We start from the raw sequence: 23,338 nt of genomic DNA, 5'->3' as shown, positions 1-23,338 counted from the left end.
ACCTCTATTTCTGATAACCGCTAGGGTGATGTTGGTGCCAGTTCCAAGCATCACTAATGATTTGGTCAATTGAAGATTTTGATGGTTTCCAGCCGAGTATACGTTTTACTTTTTCAGATGAAGCAATGAGAGTACTTGGGTCACCAGAACGTCGCTCCCCCTTTTTAACCTGAATATCGATGCCCGTCACCTGTATTGCAGACTCAATAATTTCTTGAACAGAAAAACCTTGACTACTACCAAGATTAAAAACGTTACTCTTCCCACCATTTTGCAGATAACGAAGCGCTAAAATATGAGCTTCAATTAAGTCCTCTACATGAATATAATCCCTCACACAAGTACCATCTTTTGTATCATAATCGTCACCAAAAATCGTAACAGCTTCTCTCTTTCCTAATGCAGCTTCTAAAACAACAGGGATTAGGTGTGTTTCTGGGTGATGATCTTCACCTATTTGACCGTCACTTCTAGCTCCTGCAACGTTAAAATAGCGAAGGGATACATAATTCAAATCAAAGGCTTTTTCGCTCCAATCCATCATTCTTTCCATCATTAATTTCGTTTCGCCATATGTGTTTGTTGGCAATTCACAAGCCTCTTCCGAAATAGGTACAATTTTTTGTTCCCCATAAACAGCCGCTGTCGAAGAAAAAACAATGTGTTTGACTCTAAATTCTTTCATCATTTCAAGAACAATCTGTGTACCGTATACATTATTATCAAAGTACTTTAATGGCTCACTCATGGACTCACCTACAAGAGAATTAGCCGCAAAATGCAGGATTGCCTCGATGTTTTCTTTTTCAAAAACAGATTTCATAAATTGGCGATCGCGGATATCTCCTTTATAAAAATGAGCTTTTGGATGGATTGCATCTATGTGACCTGTTTGTAATTGATCTATCACAACCACTTCAAAATCCTGATCGATTAACTGATAAACAGCATGCGATCCAATATAACCTGCTCCACCTAGCACTAGAATACTCATTTATATCGCCTCCGTCATTTCAATTTCTTTCGCACCATCCCCGATGCTTGCTACATAAAAATCAGCATCATAGCCGATAACTTCTCGATAAACTGCACCTACATTTGCTATAAAGCAAACTATCTCGTCATTCGCCACAATTGCAATCGCACAGCCCCCGAAACCTGCTCCTGTCATCCGTGCTCCAATGACTCCAGGCTGTTTCCATGCCGCTTCTACTAAGCTATCAAGCTCTTTCCCCGTCACTTCATAATCATCTCGTAATGATCGGTGTGAGTCGTTCATTAATTGGCCAAACGCCTCTAAATTCACTGCTTTTAATTCTCTAAGTGCTTTTAATGTTCTTCTATTTTCATAGACCGCATGCTTGGCACGCTTTCGAACGACTTCATTTGAAATAAAATGTTGATTTTCATCGAACTCTTTTTCAGAAAGCTGCCCAAGAGCTTCAATCGGAAGCTTTTGCTGAAGTTGCCCAAGAGCTTCTTCACATTCTCTTCTACGCTCATTGTATTTCGAATCCGCTAACTCTCTGCGCTTATTCGTATTCATAATTAAAATTTTATATCCTTCAAGCTGGATTGGCGCGTACTCATAACTTAGCGTCTGGCAATCTAGTAATATCCCTGCATGTTTAACACCCAAACCGATCGCAAATTGGTCCATGATGCCGCTTTTCACCCCAATAAACTCATTTTCAACCCTCTTTCCAAGCTTGATAAGATCTAATCGTGGAATATTAGTATTATAAAGGCCATTCAGCATTACACCTGTTAACATTTCAAGCGATGCAGAAGAAGAAAGCCCTGCACCATTTGGAATGTTCCCGTAAATAAGCAACTCAAATCCTGAAGTAATTTTGTATCCTGATTCTTGTATATATCGGAGCATACCTTTTGGATAATTTGCCCAATTATGTTGCGGATCATAATCTAATGAGGTCAAGTCAAACTCGATGATCCCTCTGTCTGGAAAATTAATAGAATACATACGAATAATCTTGTCCTTACGCTTTTTAACAAGAGCATAGGTTCCATAAGTAATCGCACATGGAAAAACATGGCCACCATTATAATCCGTATGTTCTCCGATTAAATTAATCCTCCCAGGTGCAAAAAACGCTTTTTGTGGTAACGAATAATATAATTCCTTAAATTTAGAGATTAATGTTTCCATATTCATACTGTTCAAATCGGGAATCGTAAGCATTCTCTTTATTCCTTCCTTCAATTTTTTCCATAATACAAAGCCCCTTTAATAGTTTATTTACATTTTATTAAAGGGGCTTTTAGCTATATTCAAAATATTTCTATTAAACTATTTCTTCTTCGCATGCTTACGCATATCAAATGCAACAGCAACAATAATAATTACACCTTTTACAATGAATTGAATGTATGGGCTTATTCCAAGGAAAGCTAGACCATAGTTAATGATTTGGAAAATTAAAACACCAGTAATAACACCAGGTACCGTACCAATACCACCAGATAATGACACCCCTCCGACAACGCATGCTGCAATGGCATCAAGCTCATACATATTACCTGTATTATTCGTAGCACTACCTACGCGCCCAGCTTCAAGTGTTCCAGAGAAACCATAAAGAAGTCCGGCGATTGTATAGATTATGATGATATTTTTTGCAACATTTACGCCAGAAACTTTAGCTGCCTCAGGGTTTCCTCCGATTGCATACATATTTTTACCTAATTGAGTTTTATTCCAAAGAACCCAAATAATAATAGAAAAGATAATAGCATAAAAAATAAGAAATGGAATTTCATAGTCTCCTATTGGAATTCCCCGTTGAGCAAACTTTGTAAAACTTTCGCTTAGTCCTCCAATTGGCTGTGCACCGTATGGAGGGCGATCAAAGTAGATCGAAGTTATTCCATACACACCTATCATCATCCCTAAAGTTGCAATGAATGGTGGTACATGAAATTTTGAAACTATGACACCGTTTAAAGCACCAAATAGACCCGTGATTACCATGGCTATGATAATTGGAACAAACAAAGGTAATTCTGGCAAGCTTGGATACATTTTATAAGCATAATCACCGGCTTGTAATAAAGATGCCGACACTACAGCCGCAAGACCGACCATTCGTCCAGCAGAAAGGTCCGTTCCAGCCGTAATTAGAATCCCAGCTATTCCAAGCGCAATTATTATACGTGAAGATGATTGACTTAAAATATTAATTAAGTTTGTAACCGATAGAAAATCAGGAGACGCAATTATAATTCCTATCACAAGAAGTATTAAAAAAACATAGATTACATTTTCGAATAGCCATTTGGTAATTTTGGAATTTTTCATGGCCTGTGTATTCATTTACATTTCCTCCTAATACAAAGCTGCTAAACGCATAATTTCTTCTTGAGATGTAGTAGCCGTATCAACGATTCCAGCTACTTTCCCATTACTCATTACTAATATTCGGTCTGTGACGCCCAACAGCTCTGGCATTTCAGAAGAAATCATGATGATGCCTTTACCACCCGCTGCTAGTTGATTAATAAGTTGGTAGATTTCAAATTTTGCTCCTACGTCAATTCCTCTGGTAGGTTCGTCTAGTAATAAAACTTCTGGATTAGTGAGCAACCACCGTCCAATGATTACCTTCTGTTGGTTGCCACCGGATAGACTGCCAATGGACGTCTTTTGAGATGGAGTCTTTACCTTCATTGAATCAATTACCCATTTAGTATCATCGTGTACTTTCCGATCAGAAAGGAATATCCCTTTTTTATACTGAGCTATGTTAGCTATGATTGTGTTAAAGCTTATGCTAAGATCAGGGTAAATTCCTGTCATTCTTCTTTCTTCCGTCACGAGTGCAAAACCATTTTTGATGGCTTGCTGAGGTGAACGGTTAAGAACTTTCTTACCATGAATTTCAATCTCACCTGATCTTATTGCTCTCATACCGAATAATGACTCCATTACTTCTGTCCGTTTTGAGCCAACTAGACCTGCAATACCTAAAATCTCACCTTTTCTTAGCTCAAAATTGATTTTAGAAAAGGAGGATTCGTCTTCAGCAGTTAAGTCTTTGACTTTTAATATAACCTCACCAGGCTGATTAACCTTTGAAGGGAAGCGTTGTGAAAGATCCCTGCCAACCATAAGCTTGATAATCTCCTCTGTCGTTAAATCTTTTGCACTTTTGGTAGCAATGTATTGACCGTCACGCATGATGGTTACTTCATCTGAAATCTTCAGAATTTCTTCCATTTTGTGTGAAATATAAATAATAGCGACGTTTTCACTTTGTAGTTTTCTAATGATTTTAAATAGATGGTCTACCTCTTTTTCGGTTAGAGATGAAGTAGGTTCATCCATTACAATAATTTTCGAGTGATAAGAAACCGCTTTTGCAATCTCCACCATTTGCATTTCAGAAACAGATAAAGTGCTCACTCTACTTCGTGGATCGATAGAGATATCTAGACTTTTAAAAATAGCAACGGTATCTTCATACATTTTCTTTTCATCTATAAAAATGCCTTTTTTCGGATAACGCCCTAACCATAAATTATCCATGACATTTTGCTCACGTACTTGATTCAATTCCTGATGAACCATAGAAACTCCGTTTTCTAGTGCTTGTTTGGAATTGGCAAATCCGACTTCCTTGCCATCCAAAAAAATCTTGCCCTCATCCATTGAATAAATGCCAAATAAACATTTCATCAAAGTTGATTTTCCTGCACCATTTTCTCCCATTAAGGCATGTACTGTCCCAGCTTTCACTTTAAGTGAAACATTTTGAAGAGCAATTACACCTGGAAATCTCTTCGTTAAATGACTCATTTCAAGTATATTTTTCGTTTTGGCTTCTAACATGAGCGAGCCTCCTTTTTAACCTTTGAAAAAATATGAATGGTACTTAAAAAGTGCTTCTCATATTTTTTATTGAATCCAACAGCTATATTCTACTTATTTATAAGCATCCTTACCGACTTTAATATTATCGTTTGTTACTTCAATGTATGGAACACGAACTGCTTTAGAGTCATCTAATGTCCAGTCTGTTCCTTCAAGTACGTCTTTGCCGTTTGCAGCATTTGTAGCAAGTTCAATAGTCGCTTTCCCTTGGTTAGTAGCGTCATTTAATACCGTTCCAACCATTTTTCCTTGTTCAATCATGTCAAGAGCTTCTGGAATTGCATCAACACCTACAACGGGCATAAACTTGTTTCCAGAAAAATATCCTGCTTTTTCAAGTGAAGCAATAGCACCTAAGGCCATACCATCATTATTAGCAATTACAAATTCAATTTTGTCATTGAATTTAGCGATCCAAGCATCCATCTTTTCTGTTGCTTTGGTTGCATCCCACATAGCTGTATCCATTGCTAATTCTTCTACACCGATCCCTTTTTCTTTAATTGTATCAATTGCAAATTTTGTACGAGATTCTGCATCTGGGTGACCTGGTTCCCCTTTTAGTAATACATATTGAATTTTTCCATCACCGTTTTTGTCATACTTTTTAAGGTTTGCTTTCCATGCTTTCACAATCATCTCACCTTGAATCACACCTGCTTCAGAAGATGTTGTTCCAACATAATAAGCCTTGTCATAACCTTTTAAAACAGATGAATCTGGTTCTTTATTAAAGAAGATAACAGGAATATTCTTTACCTTTGCTTTGTCAATAATTGTCTGTGCTGCCTTTGGATCTACTAAGTTAATAGCCAATGATTTAGCACCTTTTGCAATTACCGTATCTACTTGTTCAATTTGTTTTGCTTGGTCATTTTGGGAATCATTCAACATCAGATTAATTTTCCCTTCAGAGGCCCCTTCCATTGCACGACGAACATACGACATAAAATTATCATCAAATTTGTAAATTGTTGCTCCAACAGCTGGAAGCTTCTCGCCACCCTTATTTTTGCCAGAATCCGAACCACTAGTAGTGATACTGCAGCCAGTAGTTAATAGAATGCTAGAAGCAACTGTTAAAGATAAAATCAATCCTTTATTCTTTTTAATCATTTGATCATTCTCCTCTTCTATTTAGTAAAGTCAATGATAAGTTAATACTTTCCTTGCACTTTGAAAACCCTTACAAATATGTTAGCATGATGTAATTTTGTTCATAAGGTATAACCAATAGCATTAAATTGTGATATTCTAGATTATTTTGTAAATATAAACATTAATAGAAAAGATGAACCTTTTACAGAATATAAAAAGACCAATCCGCTAAATCGAATTGGCCATTATTAGATTCTATCAATCTATTTACTTATTAAACAAACGCATTCTTTATTAACTTACAATTGCTTTACGGAACTCAGAAGGGGATAAACCTGTATGCTTCTTAAATACCCGACTAAAATAATTTGGATCTTTATATCCGACTGAATAACAAATTTCCTTTAAGCTTTTTCCACCGTCTAGCATTTCTGTTTTTGCCTGCTTCATTCTTACTTTTGTTAAGTAATCAATAAACGTCATACCAAATCGATCTTTAAACAATTTGCTGAAATAAAACGGGCTTAACTCTACATAATCAGCAACTAACTCCAAATTTATGGCTTCAGCATAGTTTAATTCAATGTATTCCTTCGCCTTTTGAAGCATACTTTTTGCATGATTATTTCGCCAATCCTGTACGTGACGAACGACCGATAGTAAATAGGTCTTTCCATCCTCAAAAAGAATTTTAATATCTTCAGACTGATTAATTGTAGGCGTTTGTTCATAGCTTATACCCAGATCTTGTAGCATTCGAGAAACTAGAATAAACAATTCATCAAAAGATTTACTAATCATTTTTGGATTGTTTTGTTGGTTGAAGGAAAGTTGTCTTACAAATTGTTCATAAATGACGGACACTTGGTTAACATCTCCTTGACGTAAAGCATCTAATAGTTGCTTCTCAGTCTCGAATAACTCTGTCGAAGTTGATATTTCAGTATTTCCTTCATGATTACCGAATAAAAACTTTTGATTAGGTACTTTAATCAATTGTTGTAGTGCTGAAAGTGCCTCGTGATATGATTTATACAGTTCACTTGCATTTGCATATGGCAATCCCACCCCGACCCTTAATTCTGCGTGAAAAAATTCCTTTTGAAAAAGATGGCATATATCTTCTATGATGTTAATAGCATTCGTTTTAAAATGTATTTTTTCAGTTGTTTTTCTGCAAAGGAATATAACAGGAACTTGTGTATCAATGAAAGGTCCTACCATTAATTCATATTTTTTTACGACCAATTTTAATGATTCCTTCAACCATAAATACCAGGATTGTTTATCTTTTATGAAATGTTCTAAATCAACTGCTTCTTGAAGCGAAAAAAGCATCATGTATCCATAAGTAATTTCTACTCCGAGCAATTCACCCCACTCATCAAAAGTAAGATCCTCAACCTGGTTCATTAATAATGTATTTACCCATTCCTTCCCCGCAATTGATACAGCTCGGTCCAAGTTTTTCCTTAAATTTTGCTCCTCGTTTATTCGTTTACGCTCCTCAAGAATTTCAGCCGATACACGTTGTAAGCTCTCGAGTATATCTTGCTTTCGACTTGGTTTCAAGATAAATTCCTTTACTCCCTGCTGCATCACTAATTTAGCATACTCAAAAGTATTAAAAGCAGAAACCATGATAAATCTTATACTAGAATCAATCTTTTTTATTTCCCTTACAGCTTGAACACCATCAATACCTGGCATTTTAATATCCATAAAAATGATATCAGGTCGTTCTTGTAACGTCATTTCTATTGCTACTCTTCCGTTACGGGCTTCTCCAATGACTCTAACGTCTGTTGAACATCCATTTATGATTTTCGTTAATGCCTTTCTTTCTAGAACTTCATCATCAACAATCAATACCTTCAGCAAACTTCTTCCCCCTCTCCTCAACCGTATAAGGTATAATTAGTCTGAAATTCGTTCCTTTATTCAATTCCGATTCAATTTCAACAACTTCATTTCTTTGATAAAAGAGCTGTAACCTTTTAATCACATTTTTCACACCTATGCTAGTAGAATGGCCAGTTGATTTTTCTGGTGAAAATATCTCTTCAAAATCCTTCCCATCTATGTAATTAAGTAATCTAGCTTTTGTTTGATCATCCATCCCATTCCCATTATCAATCACTTCTACATGGATAAGGTCTTGAACGCGGTATATATTTAAGCTAATCCTAGCATTTTCTTCAAATGATTCAATACCGTGTATGAATGCGTTTTCAATAATTGGTTGCAAAATTAAGGTAGGTATTTCAAAATCTAAACAATCATCCTCGATATTTGTAAAAAATTCAATTCGGTCACCAAATCTTGTTTGCTGAATAAAAAAATACTCTTGAACAATTTTTACTTCATCTCTTAGTGTCGATGCCTTCTTTAAATTACCAAGATTATAACGCAGCAGTGCTGCAACAGCTTCAATTAACCTGGAAGTTTGCTCTGCTTCTTCCAAATAAGCCATTTTTGAAACAGTATTTAATGTATTAAATAGAAAATGTGGATTGATCTGATTTTGCAGACTCTTTAACTCCAATTCTTTTAACAGTTTATCTAATTCTGACTTTTGTTTAATTTCCGAGACCAGCTGCCTAAGATTCATTCTCATCTGGTTAAAGGTTTCCGTTAAAGGCTTTAATTCATCCTTAGATGTTACCTTTATATCTTCTCCAGATAAATCGCCTTTTGAAATCCGCCTTGCTGCTTCTGATAATTTACTTATAGGCTTTGTAATACCACTTGAAATCCATAATGCTAACAACGTACTCAGAAAAAAAGTAGCAGAAAAAAGAGAAATACACATAAACTTATAATATTGATTTTTCAGTTCCATTTGAGCATAAAACAATTGATAATCAGATAATTTATTATTTAACAAAGCAAGTGTACTCTCTTGAAGAAATCCATTTATTTTTAATACTTCATTAAAATGATTGGAGTAATTATTAATATCATCCTTCTGAAAAGACCTTACCGTTTCATCCGTTTCCGCTAAAAAACTATTAATCATATTTTTATAGTTTATTAATGTTATATCTTTTGTCTTCATTACATCTTCGAGACTTCTCTTATCTTTGATTAAATTTAACTTTTCGTTTTGATAGTCGGCTAAATAAGTATTTTCTTTATCCAGAATATAAGAATGTAACTTATTCGTAATGAAATTTGTTTTTTGTGAAATATCGTTAAGTAAAAGAAATCGTTCAAATGCATTGTCATATTCATTTTCAAGTTTTTCACTGCTCTTATAAAAAAAGAAACCAACTGATGATAATAAAACCACTAACACAATGAAATATAGAAGTAACTTAGATCTGATTCGGAATAACATTAACGTGAGCTTTCCCTTCTATCCATAAGACTTACTTGAAGATCGTTTACCCTCATAATTCTAGTATTTGTATGGACAATAGTGGGTACCTTTTTTCCTTCTATTAGATCAATCATCATTTCTACTGATCGATATCCCATATCGTAAGGCTCCTGGACAACTGTGGCTTTAATAATTCCTTTTTTTATGTAATTAATCGTTTCAGGAAGAGTGTCAAATGCAATGATCGTCATATGATTTTTCTTTTTGTATTTCTCAACCACTTGTGCAATTCCAATCCCATCTAAAGCACTTGTCCCATAAAATGCATTCACCTCAGGAAAATCTTGTAAAATTTGATTCGTTTTCTCAGCAGCCCGAACTCGACTAATATCTGATTCTTTAACAGTAATAATGCGAATCCTTTTTTCTTTTTTCACCGCTTCCCGAAAACCCTTTACCCGCTGTATTTGGTGATTCTTATAAAAGTTTCCAGTTATGATTGCAACATTTGTGATTCCATGTGTCTCTTCTATCATTGCTTTGCCTGCCAAATAACCTGAATAATAATTATCTGTCCCAATATAAGCGTTTCGCTTACTATTTGACGCATCAGTATCAACTGTAATTACTGGAATTTTTTTCTCAACAACTCGATCAATTAACGGTGTATACTGTTCGTCATTTAATCCTTGCATAAGAATGCCATCTACTTTTGAGGCTACTGACATTTCAATTGTTTTTATATGCTCATCCATATTGGATTGCTTCGGCCCCACATACTCTAAGAGCACATTATTCTTTTCTGCTGCATTCCTTGCCCCTTTCTCTACAAGTCTCCAATACTCATTATCTATTTCTTCTGGGACTAAAACGATATGGTATTTATATTTTTCTAACTTATTACTCTCTGTGGGCAATTTATGTGTGACCACTTTGTATCCAAAATAAATAGAAAAGGATAAACTTACGAGGAAAAAAAAAGTCCCCAAGACATACGAAACACTCACTAACCTGCTCACTAAACTCCCCCTTCACCACCTGTTCCCAAAGGTTATTATCCCGATACTACCAAACGGCAACAAATGTATAATCAGACTTACATAAAACATGCAGTTAATTCTAAAAAACTATTAAAGAATAAAAAAAATAATAAGAATAATAAAAATAACCTATCCATCATTGGCAGATAGATAGGCTATTAAACTTATCTCAAGCTTTAAATCAGGAAAATTCTCTGCAATTGCTTCACTGGAAGGTACTGAATGAATAGTTTAGATCATTAAGCCTGCAGAAAACTCCATTGCAGTTGATTTTTTAATTAATGACTTTTCCTTTATTAAAATTTTGAAGTATCCAATGATCAAGCTTCTCTTTTAGAGTAATAGAATCAAACTGTCTCAGATTTGCTATATTAATACTTTAAGTTTTTACTAGACCACTGTAAAATAATGAAATTTTATGGTAACCCATAACAAAATTTTATCGATGTTCAAAAGCAATCTATTCTTAGTAGAATCGTATTTTATGCTACAGTCCTAAACAATTGATGGATGAACTCATTATGAATAAGGTCAGATGATTCTCATAAATCAGTCTGTTCTTTTTATCATATGTACGGCTTTTAATACTGAAGGAATGAATTTAGCTATGTCAAAATACTTAAACTCTAACATAGGGCGGACTCTCCTCTTAATGAATCAATGAACCTGTTCCATGATATCGCTAAGGTTTTTTCTTTGTCTTATATTGGAAGCTTTTTTGCATTTTGTTTTCGTTTTAATACTATTGAATTGCTCCTAGATTAGATGATTTTTTTACTGTCACTACATATTATCTAACACAAATTCATCGCCATCTAAATCAATTAGCGAAAATTCTCCTTATTCATCTAACTTCTTTGCTTCATACTACTCGCTCCATTCCATATACTCGAAGAAAAGCTCAAAAAAACAGGATTAAGTAGGACCTGAATATTCCACAGATCATTACTTAATCCGGTTTAGTTTAATATCATCGGATAATTTACACCGATTTCTTGAAACACTCAAAATCTTGAATTTAGCAAAAGAACACTGTGACAGGTTCACTGTCCCATTTGAATAGATAAATAGCTTACTAGTATATTAATAAAGAATAAACATCTACTACTGAACTAGATAATTTCCTACCTTTTACGCTTGCCTTATTTGACTTATCGTTACCTGAAATATTTGAGCCTCATTTTTTCTCTAAATTAGCTATAGCTAACTTTAAGTTTTTAGTTGCTGCATTTACTTCTAGCTGTGTAGCCTCTTTATCTTTTAATACTTTGTCAACATTTTTTAATTCTTTCTTAAGCTTTGTTACACTTTCCTTAGTATATTTAGATAAATCCATATTATTTACTTTATTTATTAAATCTTCAAGATCAGATTTATCTGGAACTAATTTTAAATCAAGGTAAGATTTAAGTAGGTTATTATAAGCTGCATCTACTACTACTTCTGTTACATCTTTATTTTCTAAAACCTTTTTACCCTCATTTAATGCTGTTTTAACCTTATTCCAATTTGATTTAATATATTTATCTTTATTTAAGCCTTCAACCATAATTACTAAGTTTTGAAGATCAGTCTTATTTATATTCTTCTTAACTAAAGCATCTATAGCTGACTTTAAGTTATTTAATGCGTCATCTACTTCCTTTTGCATTGCATTTTCATCAGCTAATACACCTTCTGCTTCGAATTGAACTCTTTGTAAGTTAGCCCATGAATCTCTTGTATATTCTTTTTCAACCAATACTTTTGCCGAATCTACAATAGTTTGTAATGCTTTCTTATTTCCTTGGTTAAAATCAAGCATCCATATTGAATTAACTAATTTCTTATATGCAGCATCTATTACGACTTCTGTTGCATCTTTATTTCCATAAACTTCTTTAGCCTGCGCTAATGATTCATTAAAGTCTTTAACAACAGCTGGAACTACACCTTCTAATCCGCCAGTAGCTACCACTTCATCAGCATAGTCTAAAGCTATCTTTAATGCTGCTTTACCAACTTGTTCTTCTTTAACTTCTCTTTCTATTGTTATTCCATATTTTACTTCTTTAAGTCCATTTTCAGATCTTACAATTACATCTAGCTTCTCTGAATTAATTACAGTATAAACTACAGATGATGATGCATTATTAGTTGCATCTACTGTTATTTTTGGTAACTCTTCATTAGCAGCTAATTTAATTGTGTAGTTGTATTTATCAGCAGTATATCCATCTAAAGCTTTATCATTAACCTGAATTCCACTTACCACGAAATCTGAATTCGGCTCTACTCTCTCTTCAAAAGCTTTTATTTCTTTTATTCCTAAAGATTTACTACTTTTAGGTTTCATCTTTATTCTTAATGCCTTTGTTTTTACCATATCAAAAGTATAATAATTTGTATCGATTGATGATGTTACATTCGGATTAGCAACTAAATTTGTTACTGTTACCCAATTTTTATCATCATTAAATGGATTTTCTGCCTCCATTAATACATGTGATGGTTGCTTTGGTAAAACAAGCTTATCCCCAACATAATATTGTATTTCAAAGCTTTCTGGACTGCTGCATCCCCAATCTTCAAAGAAAGTTGCTTCTAGATTATTTATATATTTCTCCTCTGGCAATCCTGATCCTAAGATAATGCCAACCCAATCACCACTTCTTGGATTTTCTACCCAGTTAGTCCACCTAGTATCATTTATTACTCCATCATTTACATATTGGATTTTATCTTTTGAATTTGGATTTACAAATGTATCATTTGTAAATGAAGCTATTGCCATTGGTAAATCAAAACCTGCCTTTGTTGCAGCAATGTTAACACCTTTTACAGTTTCATTACTTACTCTGATACTAGCAGTTACAATTCTATTTGTTCCTTCTACTTTTCCATTTATCGAAAAAATCCCAACTTTATTTAGTAACGCTTTATCATAATCCTTCCAAATAACAGGTAGATCAACTACTTCTCCATCTGTATAAAAAGCCTTTACCTTTTGTGGAAGCTTTGGCTCTACCATTACATTAGTTGCAAGTGAAATATTTTGTAATGCTGATAATCCTTTTACAACAACTCTTGCCTTCACTTTTAAAGCTTGTCCCTCAACAGTTCCTTCAACTTCAAATACTCCATACTTATTGAATGACTCTTCTTTTAACTTATCCCAGGTAACCTTTACCTCTCTAGGTAATCCAATATCATAGATCGCCTTTACCTTTTCTGGTAATATTGGTGCAACACCCTTATCAGTTTCTATATTTACTTTTTCAAAAGAAATAATAGTCTTTACGGCAGTATTCTTTCCAATATTTATTACTATATTTTTAGTCGTAACTGTCTTACCACTATAAGTTACCTCAGCATTTAAAGTTACGGTTCCTGCTGTATAGGCATATAATTTATTTCCTTCGATCTTAGCTTCTCCTGTATCATCTGAAGTTAAATTATATTTTACTTGTAGTTGATCTGACCCAATTAAAGAACCATCTTCTAATCTACCATCTACTTTAATATTGACAACATCGTCTTCAATTAGATCTTTTTTAGATAATTCTATCGTTGCTGAAGTTAATTTTGGATCACCTTCAGAGAAATTAACTAGATAACTACTAGTTGTTCCATCTTCTGCTATAACGATAACAGTAGCGTTACGATCAGCATTTAACGCTGGAACTACAAATACACTGGCATTATCCTTAGCAGTAGCTGAAACTACTGGCACTTTTGATCCATATGGTAGATTAATTCTGTATTCATTCATCTTTTCATTAAAGTTTTCAACAGTTGCACCATCTACTTTAATATCACTTAGTAATGCTGTTCCTTGCATTTCTATTACATCAGAATAAACATAGAATTCAGTAAGACCAACTGCCTTATTAGCTGAAGTATCTTCTTTTAGTAAGGCTCTTATTTTAGATGTGCCTACTTCATCAAAGGTAATTTCTTCTGTACCTGCTGCAGAGAATCCTTTTGTTTTACTTTGATTAGAAACTCCAACCCATTCATTACCATTCCAATATTCAACTAAAATCTCACTTGGAATCGCAACTCCATAATCACTATATAATGAAATTCCTATTTTATTAACAGAATACTCTGTACCGAATTCAATCCCAACATTATCATCATAATTTTCTCCAGGTTTCCCCCAGTTTGTCCATCTATTTTTCGGACTGCTCGCCTTATTAACCACACCATCATTTATATAATTTATACTATCATATCCTATAGTATATGAACCAAATGCCATTGGATAAGCCTTGCCTTTATTTAATGCTATATTTGCTTCTTTAAAATTATTAGATATAACTACGATTGCTTTAGGATGTAAGCTTTCTATTCCTGTAATCTTACCTTCTATTGTAATCGTTTTAGGTGAATTAACATCCTCTGCTGTTAACTCTCTATCCCAAATTACAGGGTACTTTTCTATACTTCCGTCATTACTTACTACAGATACTTCTTTTGGAAGCTTAGCTTGTTTGCCAACGGGTACTAACATCCTAGAATCTAATACTCCAATAACGTCTTTAACAATTACTTTAATAGTTACTGAAATATTACTGCCTTCTACAGTTCCTTTAACTTTAAATATTCCAGGATTTTTTAAAGCATCCTCTGGAACTGAATCCCAACTAACAGCTACCTCTTTTTTAGTTTCGTTTGAATAAAGTGCTGTTACTTTCTCTGGAAGTTTTAGTTCCCCATTAATAGGTACTATTAAATCGCTTACATCATACCCTACTATTTTATCTTCATTTAGCTCTTCTTTAGACACGGTATATACTGTTAAATTATCAGAAGAAATTCCTTGACTTGTTGCTGTCAATGTAAAGGAACCTGCATTTTTTGTTGATTGAACGATCACTAAAGCCTTACCATTAAACGCCTTTCTCTTATTATCCTTATATCTCTCAACACTTGCAGCATTACCATTATCTACTCCTACAATCTTACCATTACCTTTAACGTCAAAATTTACTAAGTTATCAGCATTTGGTACTAAAGTTCCGTTTTCATCAGTTACATCTACTGTTATATAGGATAAATCATATCCATCTGCAGTTATAACTTGTCTATCTGCACTTAAATCAATCTTTTTAGCATCATTAGCAGTTTTAACTACATCTCTTGCAATTTCTTTCCCATTTTCGTCCTTTGCAACAGCAGTTAATTTACCTGGTTTGTAAGGAACTCTAAATTCTAAGTGAAACTTACCATCCTTAGTCTCTTTATATTTTCCATTGTAACCTGCATTTGTAACTTCATATCCTTTACTTTCTACTAATTCACCTAAATCTTTACTTGTTACATCTTCATTAAAATATAAATCTACAGAATTAGCATTCGTATATGCATAAACTAATATTTTATCTCCATCAACTTTAATACTATTATCATTTTCCCAATTCCAGTGTGGTAATAAATGAACCATTGGCTTATCCGACCATTGGCTTTGGTAAAAATAGAATATATCCTTTTCAAATCCAGCTGTATCTATAGCTCCAAAATATGACGACTTTGATGGGAATTTATTATAATAAGGAGTTGGTTCTCCTATATAATCAAAGCCTGTCCAAATATATTCTCCTAGTATATATTCTCTATTTCTATCCATCTTCCATGATGATTCTGCTGTTTTCCCCCAAGGAACATAATCATTATCATAAGAAGATTGTTGTAAATCTGTATGATTATCACCTACACCATATCTTTCTGGGTGTGAGTATACTCCTCTGCTTCTTATAGCAGAAGAAGTCTCTGAACCGTACATTATCCAATCTTTATGTTTTTCTTTTAATTTATCATACTGATTTTCGGCATAATTAAAGCCTACAACATCTATAATATCAGCTACATTTTCATGAGGTCCTTCTCCCCCCATAAATGCAATTTCTCCCATAGTCGTAGGTCTCGTAGTATCAATTTCCTTAACCCACTTTTGAAGCTTGGTTACTGTTTCTACACCCTTTGCTTCACTGGTTTCCCATATTTCATTTCCTAATGACCACATCATTATACTCGGTGCATTCTTCCCTCTACTAACCATTTGCTTAATATCATACTCTGCCCAAGTCATATCTCCATAAATAGATTTTTGCTCAAAAAATCTTGCATAGTCATATGTCTTCTTTCCGCCATACCAAGTATCAAAAGCCTCCTCTATAAGAAGAATCCCCTCTTCATTACAACTATCTATTAAGTGTTGTGATGCAGGATTATGAGTAACTCTGATAGAATTTACTCCCATCTCTTTTAACTTTTTAACTTGCCTTCTTATTGCTGTTTTATTATCAACAGCACCTAAAGCTCCTTGATCATGATGCATACTGACTCCCTTAAGCTTCATTTGCTTCCCATTTAAGAAAAAGCCATTGTTAGGTGTCATATTAAACCATCTAATACCAAAATCTGTTTTATACTCATCTACAATTTTATTATCAATACTTACAGTAGTAGCTACCTTATATAAATACGGTTTTTCAGTTCCCCAAAGTATTGGATTTTCTATGGTTACATCTGCATTGAATTTCTTAGTAGCACTTGCACTAACTACTTCAGTAGTTACATTTTCCGCTACACTATTTCCTTTAGCATCTAAAATAACTGATTTAACACTTACTTCTTTATCTGTAGAATCCTCATTCATAATATCTGTTTTAATATTAACTTTAGCTTTACCTTGTTTGTATTCATTTTCTAAATCTGGTGTAGTTACATAAGTACCATACTCTGCAACATGAACATTGTCAGTAACGGTAAGGTTTACATCTCTATATATACCACTACCTGAATACCATCTACTACTTGGCTGCTTATTTGTCGCTTTTACAGCTATAACGTTTTCAGTAACACCATCACATACTACATCATCTGTAATATCAAATGAAAATGGAGAATATCCATTAGGATGATTACCTATTTGCTTTCCATTTACATAAATATAACTATCCATGTATACTCCGCCAAAGTTAATACTTATTTTTTTTCCTTCCATTTCCTTAGGAAGTACAAAGCTCTTTCTATACCAGCCAATTCCTCCATCTAGATATCCTCCCTCATGAGTTGCTGGAGAATCTTTATTAAAATCTAACTCAATGCTCCAATCATGAGGTAACGTTAACTTTCTCCATTCACTATCGTTAAAATCTTTTTCTTTTGCTCCTACTTCATCTCCTAAATGAAATTTCCAATCGTCATTAAATGATATCGTTCTTTGTGATTCATTAGTTATAGCGCTAACAATTCCACTATTATCTTTTGCTATAGTATTTGCCAATGCTGTTATCCCTGAAGTAGTTGTAATTACTACTGTAGCTATGGCTAGGCTTACTATCTTTTTAAACTTCATGCCTTCAACTCCATTCATCAATTTTTTAACTAAACTAAATATTCTGTATATTCTGACTGGTATTTTTATACTGTTACTAGTATAGTTTCATGGACACTTCTTAGTTAAGCTTTCTTATCATTGACCATAATGAAAGGATGTGTCCTTTATAGGTTTGCTATAATCAGAACCACCAGTAGAACTACTGCAGCCAGCTGCTTATAGAATACGAGAAGCAACCGTTAATGATAAAATCACTCCTTTCTCTTTTATTTAGTAAAGACATCGGTAAATTAACACTCACCTTTTTTGAAAGCACTTACAAACATGTTAGCATGAGGGAATTTCGTTCAATAGGCAAACCAATAGCATAAAATTGCGATTTCCTAGATTATTTAGTAAATTTTAAAACTAAACTGAATCAAACATAATAAAGTAGGGAAATCTCTCACGAGACTTCCCCCTTATCAAACCTATAGAAGCGTCAACCATAGAATCTACTGCTGTTGTTCCACTTTTCAGGAAAGCCTTGTGCTTTTTATCCAGCTCCGAAATTATTACGACAAATACTATTATCTAGAAACAAAAATCTAAATAATATAATGAAAATAACTAAAACTTCATTTAGTAAAGGTAATTAGAACCTTTTACATTCAATTAATTAAAAATAAAGGCTGTTTTCGTAAACATTGTTGCTATAGAACAATGTTTAATACCTAAAAAAACGACACATAGCAAATGCTACATGTCGTTTGATTAATTACGCTTCTACAGTATTTTGATCTATACCACTTCCATATTGCTTTTTGAAAGCTACCGCAAAGTATGCTAAAGATAATACACTGAATAAGACAATAAAGCCTAATAAGATTATTACATTATGCCACATTAAGCTATAGTCCCCAGTGGAAATAACTACCTTAAATACTTATACAGTATATGTCATTGGTAAAATCGCATTAAAGTGTTGTAAGAATTTCGGTACTAGTTCTAACGGGAATGTACCAGCACTTAAACCCAGTTACCAGAAATAAACCTTGGAATTAGATTTGTTTTCAAATTATACATTCATAATACCTTTTGATTATGTTAACTAGATTTGAAAACTTTCATCATAAGATGAAGTTGATTTTGAATGATGAACCTATGGCGATAACAAGGTTTACATTGAGCATGTTCAAAAAAATACAAATTAAGTTTCAACAGATATTTTCTTTCCAAATTGCTAAATGAAAAACTCAATATTAGAGATGATGAGTATGGAATAAATAGACTAAAAGTTTGAAATGAAATCATAGAAGGTATACGTAAATTCTTACCACGTGAGGTACTGTTGGAACTTGTTAATCCCATTAAACAGCCATTTGACGTTGTTTGCTAAATTCGCAACGGATTGTTGGTACAAGTTAATTCGAATAAATAAACTTTTGTAAACTGAAATTTATTACTAATTTGAATATACAATTACTATAATTTATCCGTCATCCCATCAATTAATATTTAGTGGGTTGTTGGTATAGATAAACTTTATATAAAACTCATAGACAAAATGCTATGAGTTATGATTAGCTTAATTCTGTGTAAAAGCGGCAGCGATCGCCACGTACAATGGAGATACAAAATTCAACAGGCTCACCATTGGCATTGTAGGCAGTACGTTCAAGGAGAAGTGCGGGACTGCCTTCCTCGGATTGCAAATATTGACTTTCGTCGGCACGGATGAGTACTGGTTCAAAAGCCTCTTTTGCTCTTGTTACCATGGTATTGAACTGTTGTGAAAATAAATCATATAAAGAAATTTCGCCTACCTTATTTAACTGCTCTATATCTGTAACAACATGTTTCGGAATAAAAGATGATTCCAAAATAAACGGCTCATCTTCAGCACAACGAAGGCGTTTCATTTCAATGACATTCATATTTTCACTCAACTGAAGCGCTTCTTTGATTTTGACAGTCGGTTTGACCTCTTCTATTTTCAGAATGATATCCTTAGGGTTCAGTCCCTTTTCTTTTAATACTTTGCTAAAGCTGTAGAATCCCATCAATGACTGCTGTAATTTTGGTTTTGCCACATATGTACCTTTACCTTGAATTCGGTAAAGAATCCCTTCTTGAACTAGCTCCTCAATTGCCTTTTTAGCGGTGTTCCGGCTCACACTGAATTGAACCATCAATTGATTTTCCGATGGGATTTTATCACCAGGGGTCCAATTTCCCTTTTCAATCGAATCCTTTAGTCTTTCCATCAATTGGTGATAAAGTGGGATTAAACTTTCATGCTGCAATGGTTTCATTTTACTAAACCTGCCTCCAAACCATACTAAGATTCTATTAATAACATAAATTATATCACCAACACTTGTAGAGTCAACCTAACAACCAGATTCTATAAGGGAATAGTTTCTTCCAAACTATAATAATGATGTTTTATCTAAATCGCTTGTAAAATATTAATAACCTCCTTAATCGAACCTGTTTCCGTGTTTTAGTCAAAACGACTTTAAAAACAAATCAAAAAATAAGGAAGCTCGAGATCCTTCCCCGCACTTCCCTACCTTTCTTCCCCCGAGATTTTTACAAACCACGAGTATGCTGTCTCTTTCAAGACAATTTTTAGTTCTTGAATATTTATTTACCGGTTTCTTGTTACCATGCACGTCCAGCCTGTTCTCCATCTTCTGCAAATGGAGCGACTCCATTTTTCAATATTGCCCGGCCATCAAGGACACCATTGATTGAAACTAGATTGTAAGAATAATAGTTAGATTATTTCAAGTAATTCTATTCTATTCTATTCTATTCCTAATCGAGGCATGGGAGTTATTCACTTTATCGCTTTCATTATATTCCAGACTCTTTGGCTCTTGGACGTTCCGACTTTTGAAAACCTTTAATCGATTCTTTACCAGTATTGATCGCTAAATCTCTTAACCCATCGATTTGAAGTCCGTCCTTTAATAAAGCAGTTTCGATGACCATCGCAAGATTTGTACCGCCAACTACAGCAGAATCTTCCTTCCCATTCGTAAGCGAAACGGCCGTTTTAAACGGGGAACCGCCAACTAAATCACATAAGACTAAGATAGATTCACATTCTTGTAATCTTGAAAAAGCCTCAAGCAGCTTTTTCTCCAAGTCACCTGTAGAATCACTTTCAAGAAAATCCACGTATTCCACATTGGGTTGATCTCCAGCGATTAGTTTTACCGAAGATTGAAGCCCCTTTGCAAACGATCCATGACCGCTAATGATTAAACCATTCATTTTAAAAAGCCTCCTAACATGCTAAATATTATAAAATAGTTCCAAAAGGAAATGGAATTTTACCAATTATACCAATGATAACGGTAATGATAATTAGCTTAACTGGAGAAAATCCCTTTTTTAATAGGTAGTACATTAATAAGGTATAGGCTAAAGGCAATAGATTTGGCATGACTTTATCAAGCAAATCCTTTTGCAGAGCAATTTTTGCCTGACCAGCATGGATTACTAAACTTGATTCTAAATTTACGAATGAGGCAATCAATGCGCCAACAACTGTTAACCCTACAATAGATGCTGCATGTGCTACTTTTTTAGTATTTTCCTTTAAAGAACTGATAGCATTTGTTCCGGCATTATAACCGTAATGCATTAATCCAAATCTAAGCGAAAAATGTACTGCGTTAAAGATTAATAAGAATATGACTGCTCCCATAGGGTTTCCATCTTGCCCAAGCGAGGCACCAATACCAACGCAAATAGGAAGGAGGGTTAGCCAGAAAAGGGCATCTCCAATTCCGCCTAGTGGTCCCATCATGGCTACCCGAATGGCTCTAATCGTATTTCGGCTTTGTTTCTTTTCCTCCATAGCAAGGACAATCCCCATAATTATGTTTACAAGGAATGGATGCGTGTTGAAAAATTCCATATGACTTTTCATTGATTCACTTAAATCGTGCTTATTTTTGTGAATCTTTTTCAAACCTGGCAAGATCGAATATAACCATCCTGCGGCCTGCATTCTTTCATAGTTAAATGACGCTTGTAATAAAAGGGATCGCCACACCATCTTATTTAAATCTTTTTTAGTTACGGCCTGATTTGTGGCACCATTTTGATAATAATCCGGACTGCTCGTATTGTTGATTATCGTTTCTACTGCTTGTTTAGATTCCACGTTTTGGAACCCCCCTTCCTGATCCATCACCAGTAGTTGCTTTGAAGAAATCGTAAAGCGCGATTGCGATTCCAATTAATGCAACAGCAATGACTGGCATGTTCATATATGTAACTAAAATAAATCCAACGATCAAAAAGGCTACATATTGTTTTTTCAACATGATCTTTAGTAGCATAGCAAAACCAATTGCGGCCATCATTCCACCAGCAGCACCAAGGCCGCTAATAAGCCATTTTGGTAAAACTCCTACGACTCCTTTGGCAGCATCTGCTCCAAAATAAATTGGTAAAAAAGCAATAACGAAATAGAATACAAATAATGTAAGAATACCTAAATAATTGATTCGTTCGATTCCCTTTGTATTCGCCTCTTGTGCATATTGATCAGCTTTATGCATAACTGGAGAAAAAGCAGTAAACATGAGAGTGATACACGCCTGAACGGCAACTGCAAACGGAACAGCAATACCGATTGCCACTTTAGGCTCTTGTCCTGTCAGAATCGCAAACGACGTTCCGATTATACCCCCAATAACAACGTTTGGCGGCTGTGCACCAGCGAGCGGCACCATACCTGCCCACACTAACTCAATGGCAGCACCTGTTATAACTCCTGTTTTTAAATCCCCTAAAATCAATCCAATAATGACACCGGTTACAATCGGGCGGTGAATGTGGAACAACCCGTTGAACAGGTCTATTCCTGCAATTCCAGCCCAAATGGCAACTAATAAGGCTTGTAGCAGCATATGATTATCCATTCCTTCTCACTTCTTTCTATAAATGTTTATAAATATCGTCCGGTCTTTCATCTGGAACGCGACGTACCTCGAGTTTCACTCCCAAATCACGCAGCTGCCTAAATGCATCTTTATCACCTTCATCAACGGAGACGGTGGAGAATACTTGTGTTTTCCCTTGAGAAAAATGCATGTTTCCAATATTCACCTTGTCGATTGGCACACCGCCCTCTACAAGTCGCAACAAATCTAGTGGTGTTTTCACAACTATAAAGATATACTGATCATCCGCTGCATTGTGGATCACATCAATGGTTGTCTGGATTGAGAAAAAACGGATTCCGATTGACCCCGGTACAACCATTTCCATTAAATCTTGTTGTACCTCATCTTCAGACACTTCATCATTTGCGACGACAATTAAATTAGCTCCTAAATGATTAACCCAAGTAACCCCTACTTGGCCATGGACCAATCGGTTGTCGATTCTTGTTAGCAAAATATTCGGCATGATATTACCCCCTATAAATATGATGGATGAAATTGATATACTTTAACTCCCCTAACAACCCGGTTTACCATATCAGATGATGATGGGTTATCTGGAGCTATTCTCAAAAATTCGAATGAAATAATGCAAAAGAAAACAAAAAGCAATTAGTTCTAGGAAGGAAAACATCTACTTGCTACTCTCCTACCTGAATTTACTGGTATTCATCGATGGCTACGCCTTTAACGACAAAAATCACCATCGAA

At 34.5% G+C, this 23,338-nt stretch carries 15 protein-coding genes; all 15 read right to left on the bottom strand.

The annotated features are described in order from the left end of the window. Positions 1-4: 4 nt before the first annotated feature. On the bottom strand, positions 5-994 hold the full coding sequence (galE, locus tag AN960_RS22470; protein ID WP_056476693.1) for a UDP-glucose 4-epimerase GalE: 990 nt from the start codon (positions 992-994) through the stop codon (positions 5-7). Then, positions 995-2,176, bottom strand: a complete 1,182-nt coding sequence (locus AN960_RS22465; RefSeq protein WP_056477341.1) for a galactokinase — start codon at positions 2,174-2,176, stop codon at positions 995-997. A gap of 135 nt (positions 2,177-2,311) precedes the next feature. Then, the gene (gene mglC, locus AN960_RS22460) at positions 2,312-3,334 is read right to left on the bottom strand and encodes a galactose/methyl galactoside ABC transporter permease MglC (protein WP_056476690.1); all 1,023 of its coding nucleotides are present in this window, start codon (positions 3,332-3,334) and stop codon (positions 2,312-2,314) included. Between the two features lie 12 nt (positions 3,335-3,346). Continuing rightward, positions 3,347-4,849: a galactose/methyl galactoside ABC transporter ATP-binding protein MglA gene (mglA, locus tag AN960_RS22455; RefSeq protein WP_056476688.1), complete on the bottom strand. Its 1,503-nt coding sequence runs from the start codon at positions 4,847-4,849 to the stop codon at positions 3,347-3,349. A 93-nt stretch (positions 4,850-4,942) separates the two neighbouring features. Continuing rightward, on the bottom strand, positions 4,943-6,007 hold the full coding sequence (mglB, locus tag AN960_RS22450) for a galactose/glucose ABC transporter substrate-binding protein MglB (RefSeq protein WP_056476684.1): 1,065 nt from the start codon (positions 6,005-6,007) through the stop codon (positions 4,943-4,945). 276 nt (positions 6,008-6,283) lie between these two features. Continuing rightward, entirely contained in the window at positions 6,284-7,870 is a 1,587-nt protein-coding gene (locus tag AN960_RS22445) for a response regulator transcription factor (RefSeq protein WP_056476681.1), read from the bottom strand. Further along, the gene (locus tag AN960_RS22440; RefSeq protein ID WP_056476680.1) at positions 7,848-9,329 is read right to left on the bottom strand and encodes a sensor histidine kinase; all 1,482 of its coding nucleotides are present in this window, start codon (positions 9,327-9,329) and stop codon (positions 7,848-7,850) included. The genes AN960_RS22445 and AN960_RS22440 overlap by 23 nt, the downstream gene beginning before the upstream one ends. Next, positions 9,329-10,330 carry a sugar-binding protein gene (locus tag AN960_RS22435; protein ID WP_056476679.1) on the bottom strand — a complete coding sequence of 334 codons (1,002 nt, stop codon included), beginning with the start codon at positions 10,328-10,330 and terminating at the stop codon, positions 9,329-9,331. Before AN960_RS22435 ends, AN960_RS22440 begins: the two co-directional genes overlap by 1 nt. A 1,198-nt stretch (positions 10,331-11,528) precedes the next feature. Further along, positions 11,529-17,696, bottom strand: coding sequence for an Ig-like domain-containing protein (locus AN960_RS22430; protein WP_056476676.1), 6,168 nt, complete (start codon positions 17,694-17,696; stop codon positions 11,529-11,531). Positions 17,697-18,435: 739 nt separating this feature from the next. Then, on the bottom strand, positions 18,436-18,564 hold the full coding sequence (locus AN960_RS25485) for a hypothetical protein (protein ID WP_502692562.1): 129 nt from the start codon (positions 18,562-18,564) through the stop codon (positions 18,436-18,438). A gap of 676 nt (positions 18,565-19,240) precedes the next feature. Next, positions 19,241-19,972 (bottom strand): GntR family transcriptional regulator, encoded by a 732-nt coding sequence (locus tag AN960_RS22425; protein ID WP_056476673.1) that lies wholly within the window; start codon positions 19,970-19,972, stop codon positions 19,241-19,243. A gap of 547 nt (positions 19,973-20,519) precedes the next feature. After that, a complete protein-coding gene (gene agaF, locus AN960_RS22415) occupies positions 20,520-20,942 on the bottom strand; it encodes a PTS galactosamine/N-acetylgalactosamine transporter subunit IIA (RefSeq protein ID WP_056476666.1) in 423 nt (140 codons plus the stop codon). 28 nt (positions 20,943-20,970) lie between these two features. After that, positions 20,971-21,840: a PTS system mannose/fructose/sorbose family transporter subunit IID gene (locus AN960_RS22410; RefSeq protein ID WP_156339756.1), complete on the bottom strand. Its 870-nt coding sequence runs from the start codon at positions 21,838-21,840 to the stop codon at positions 20,971-20,973. Further along, positions 21,830-22,603 (bottom strand): PTS N-acetylgalactosamine transporter subunit IIC, encoded by a 774-nt coding sequence (gene agaW / locus AN960_RS22405; RefSeq protein WP_082459644.1) that lies wholly within the window; start codon positions 22,601-22,603, stop codon positions 21,830-21,832. Before agaW ends, AN960_RS22410 begins: the two co-directional genes overlap by 11 nt. Before the next feature lie 16 nt (positions 22,604-22,619). After that, positions 22,620-23,093 carry a PTS N-acetylgalactosamine transporter subunit IIB gene (gene agaV, locus AN960_RS22400; protein WP_056476660.1) on the bottom strand — a complete coding sequence of 158 codons (474 nt, stop codon included), beginning with the start codon at positions 23,091-23,093 and terminating at the stop codon, positions 22,620-22,622. Between the last annotated feature and the right edge of the window lie 245 nt (positions 23,094-23,338).

It is taken from the genome of Bacillus sp. FJAT-25509, assembly GCF_001420605.1.
GTDB lineage: Bacteria > Bacillota > Bacilli > Bacillales > Bacillaceae_G > Gottfriedia.
Note: the sequence above shows the minus strand (reverse complement) of the source record. Positions and strands in the feature narration are given on the sequence as shown.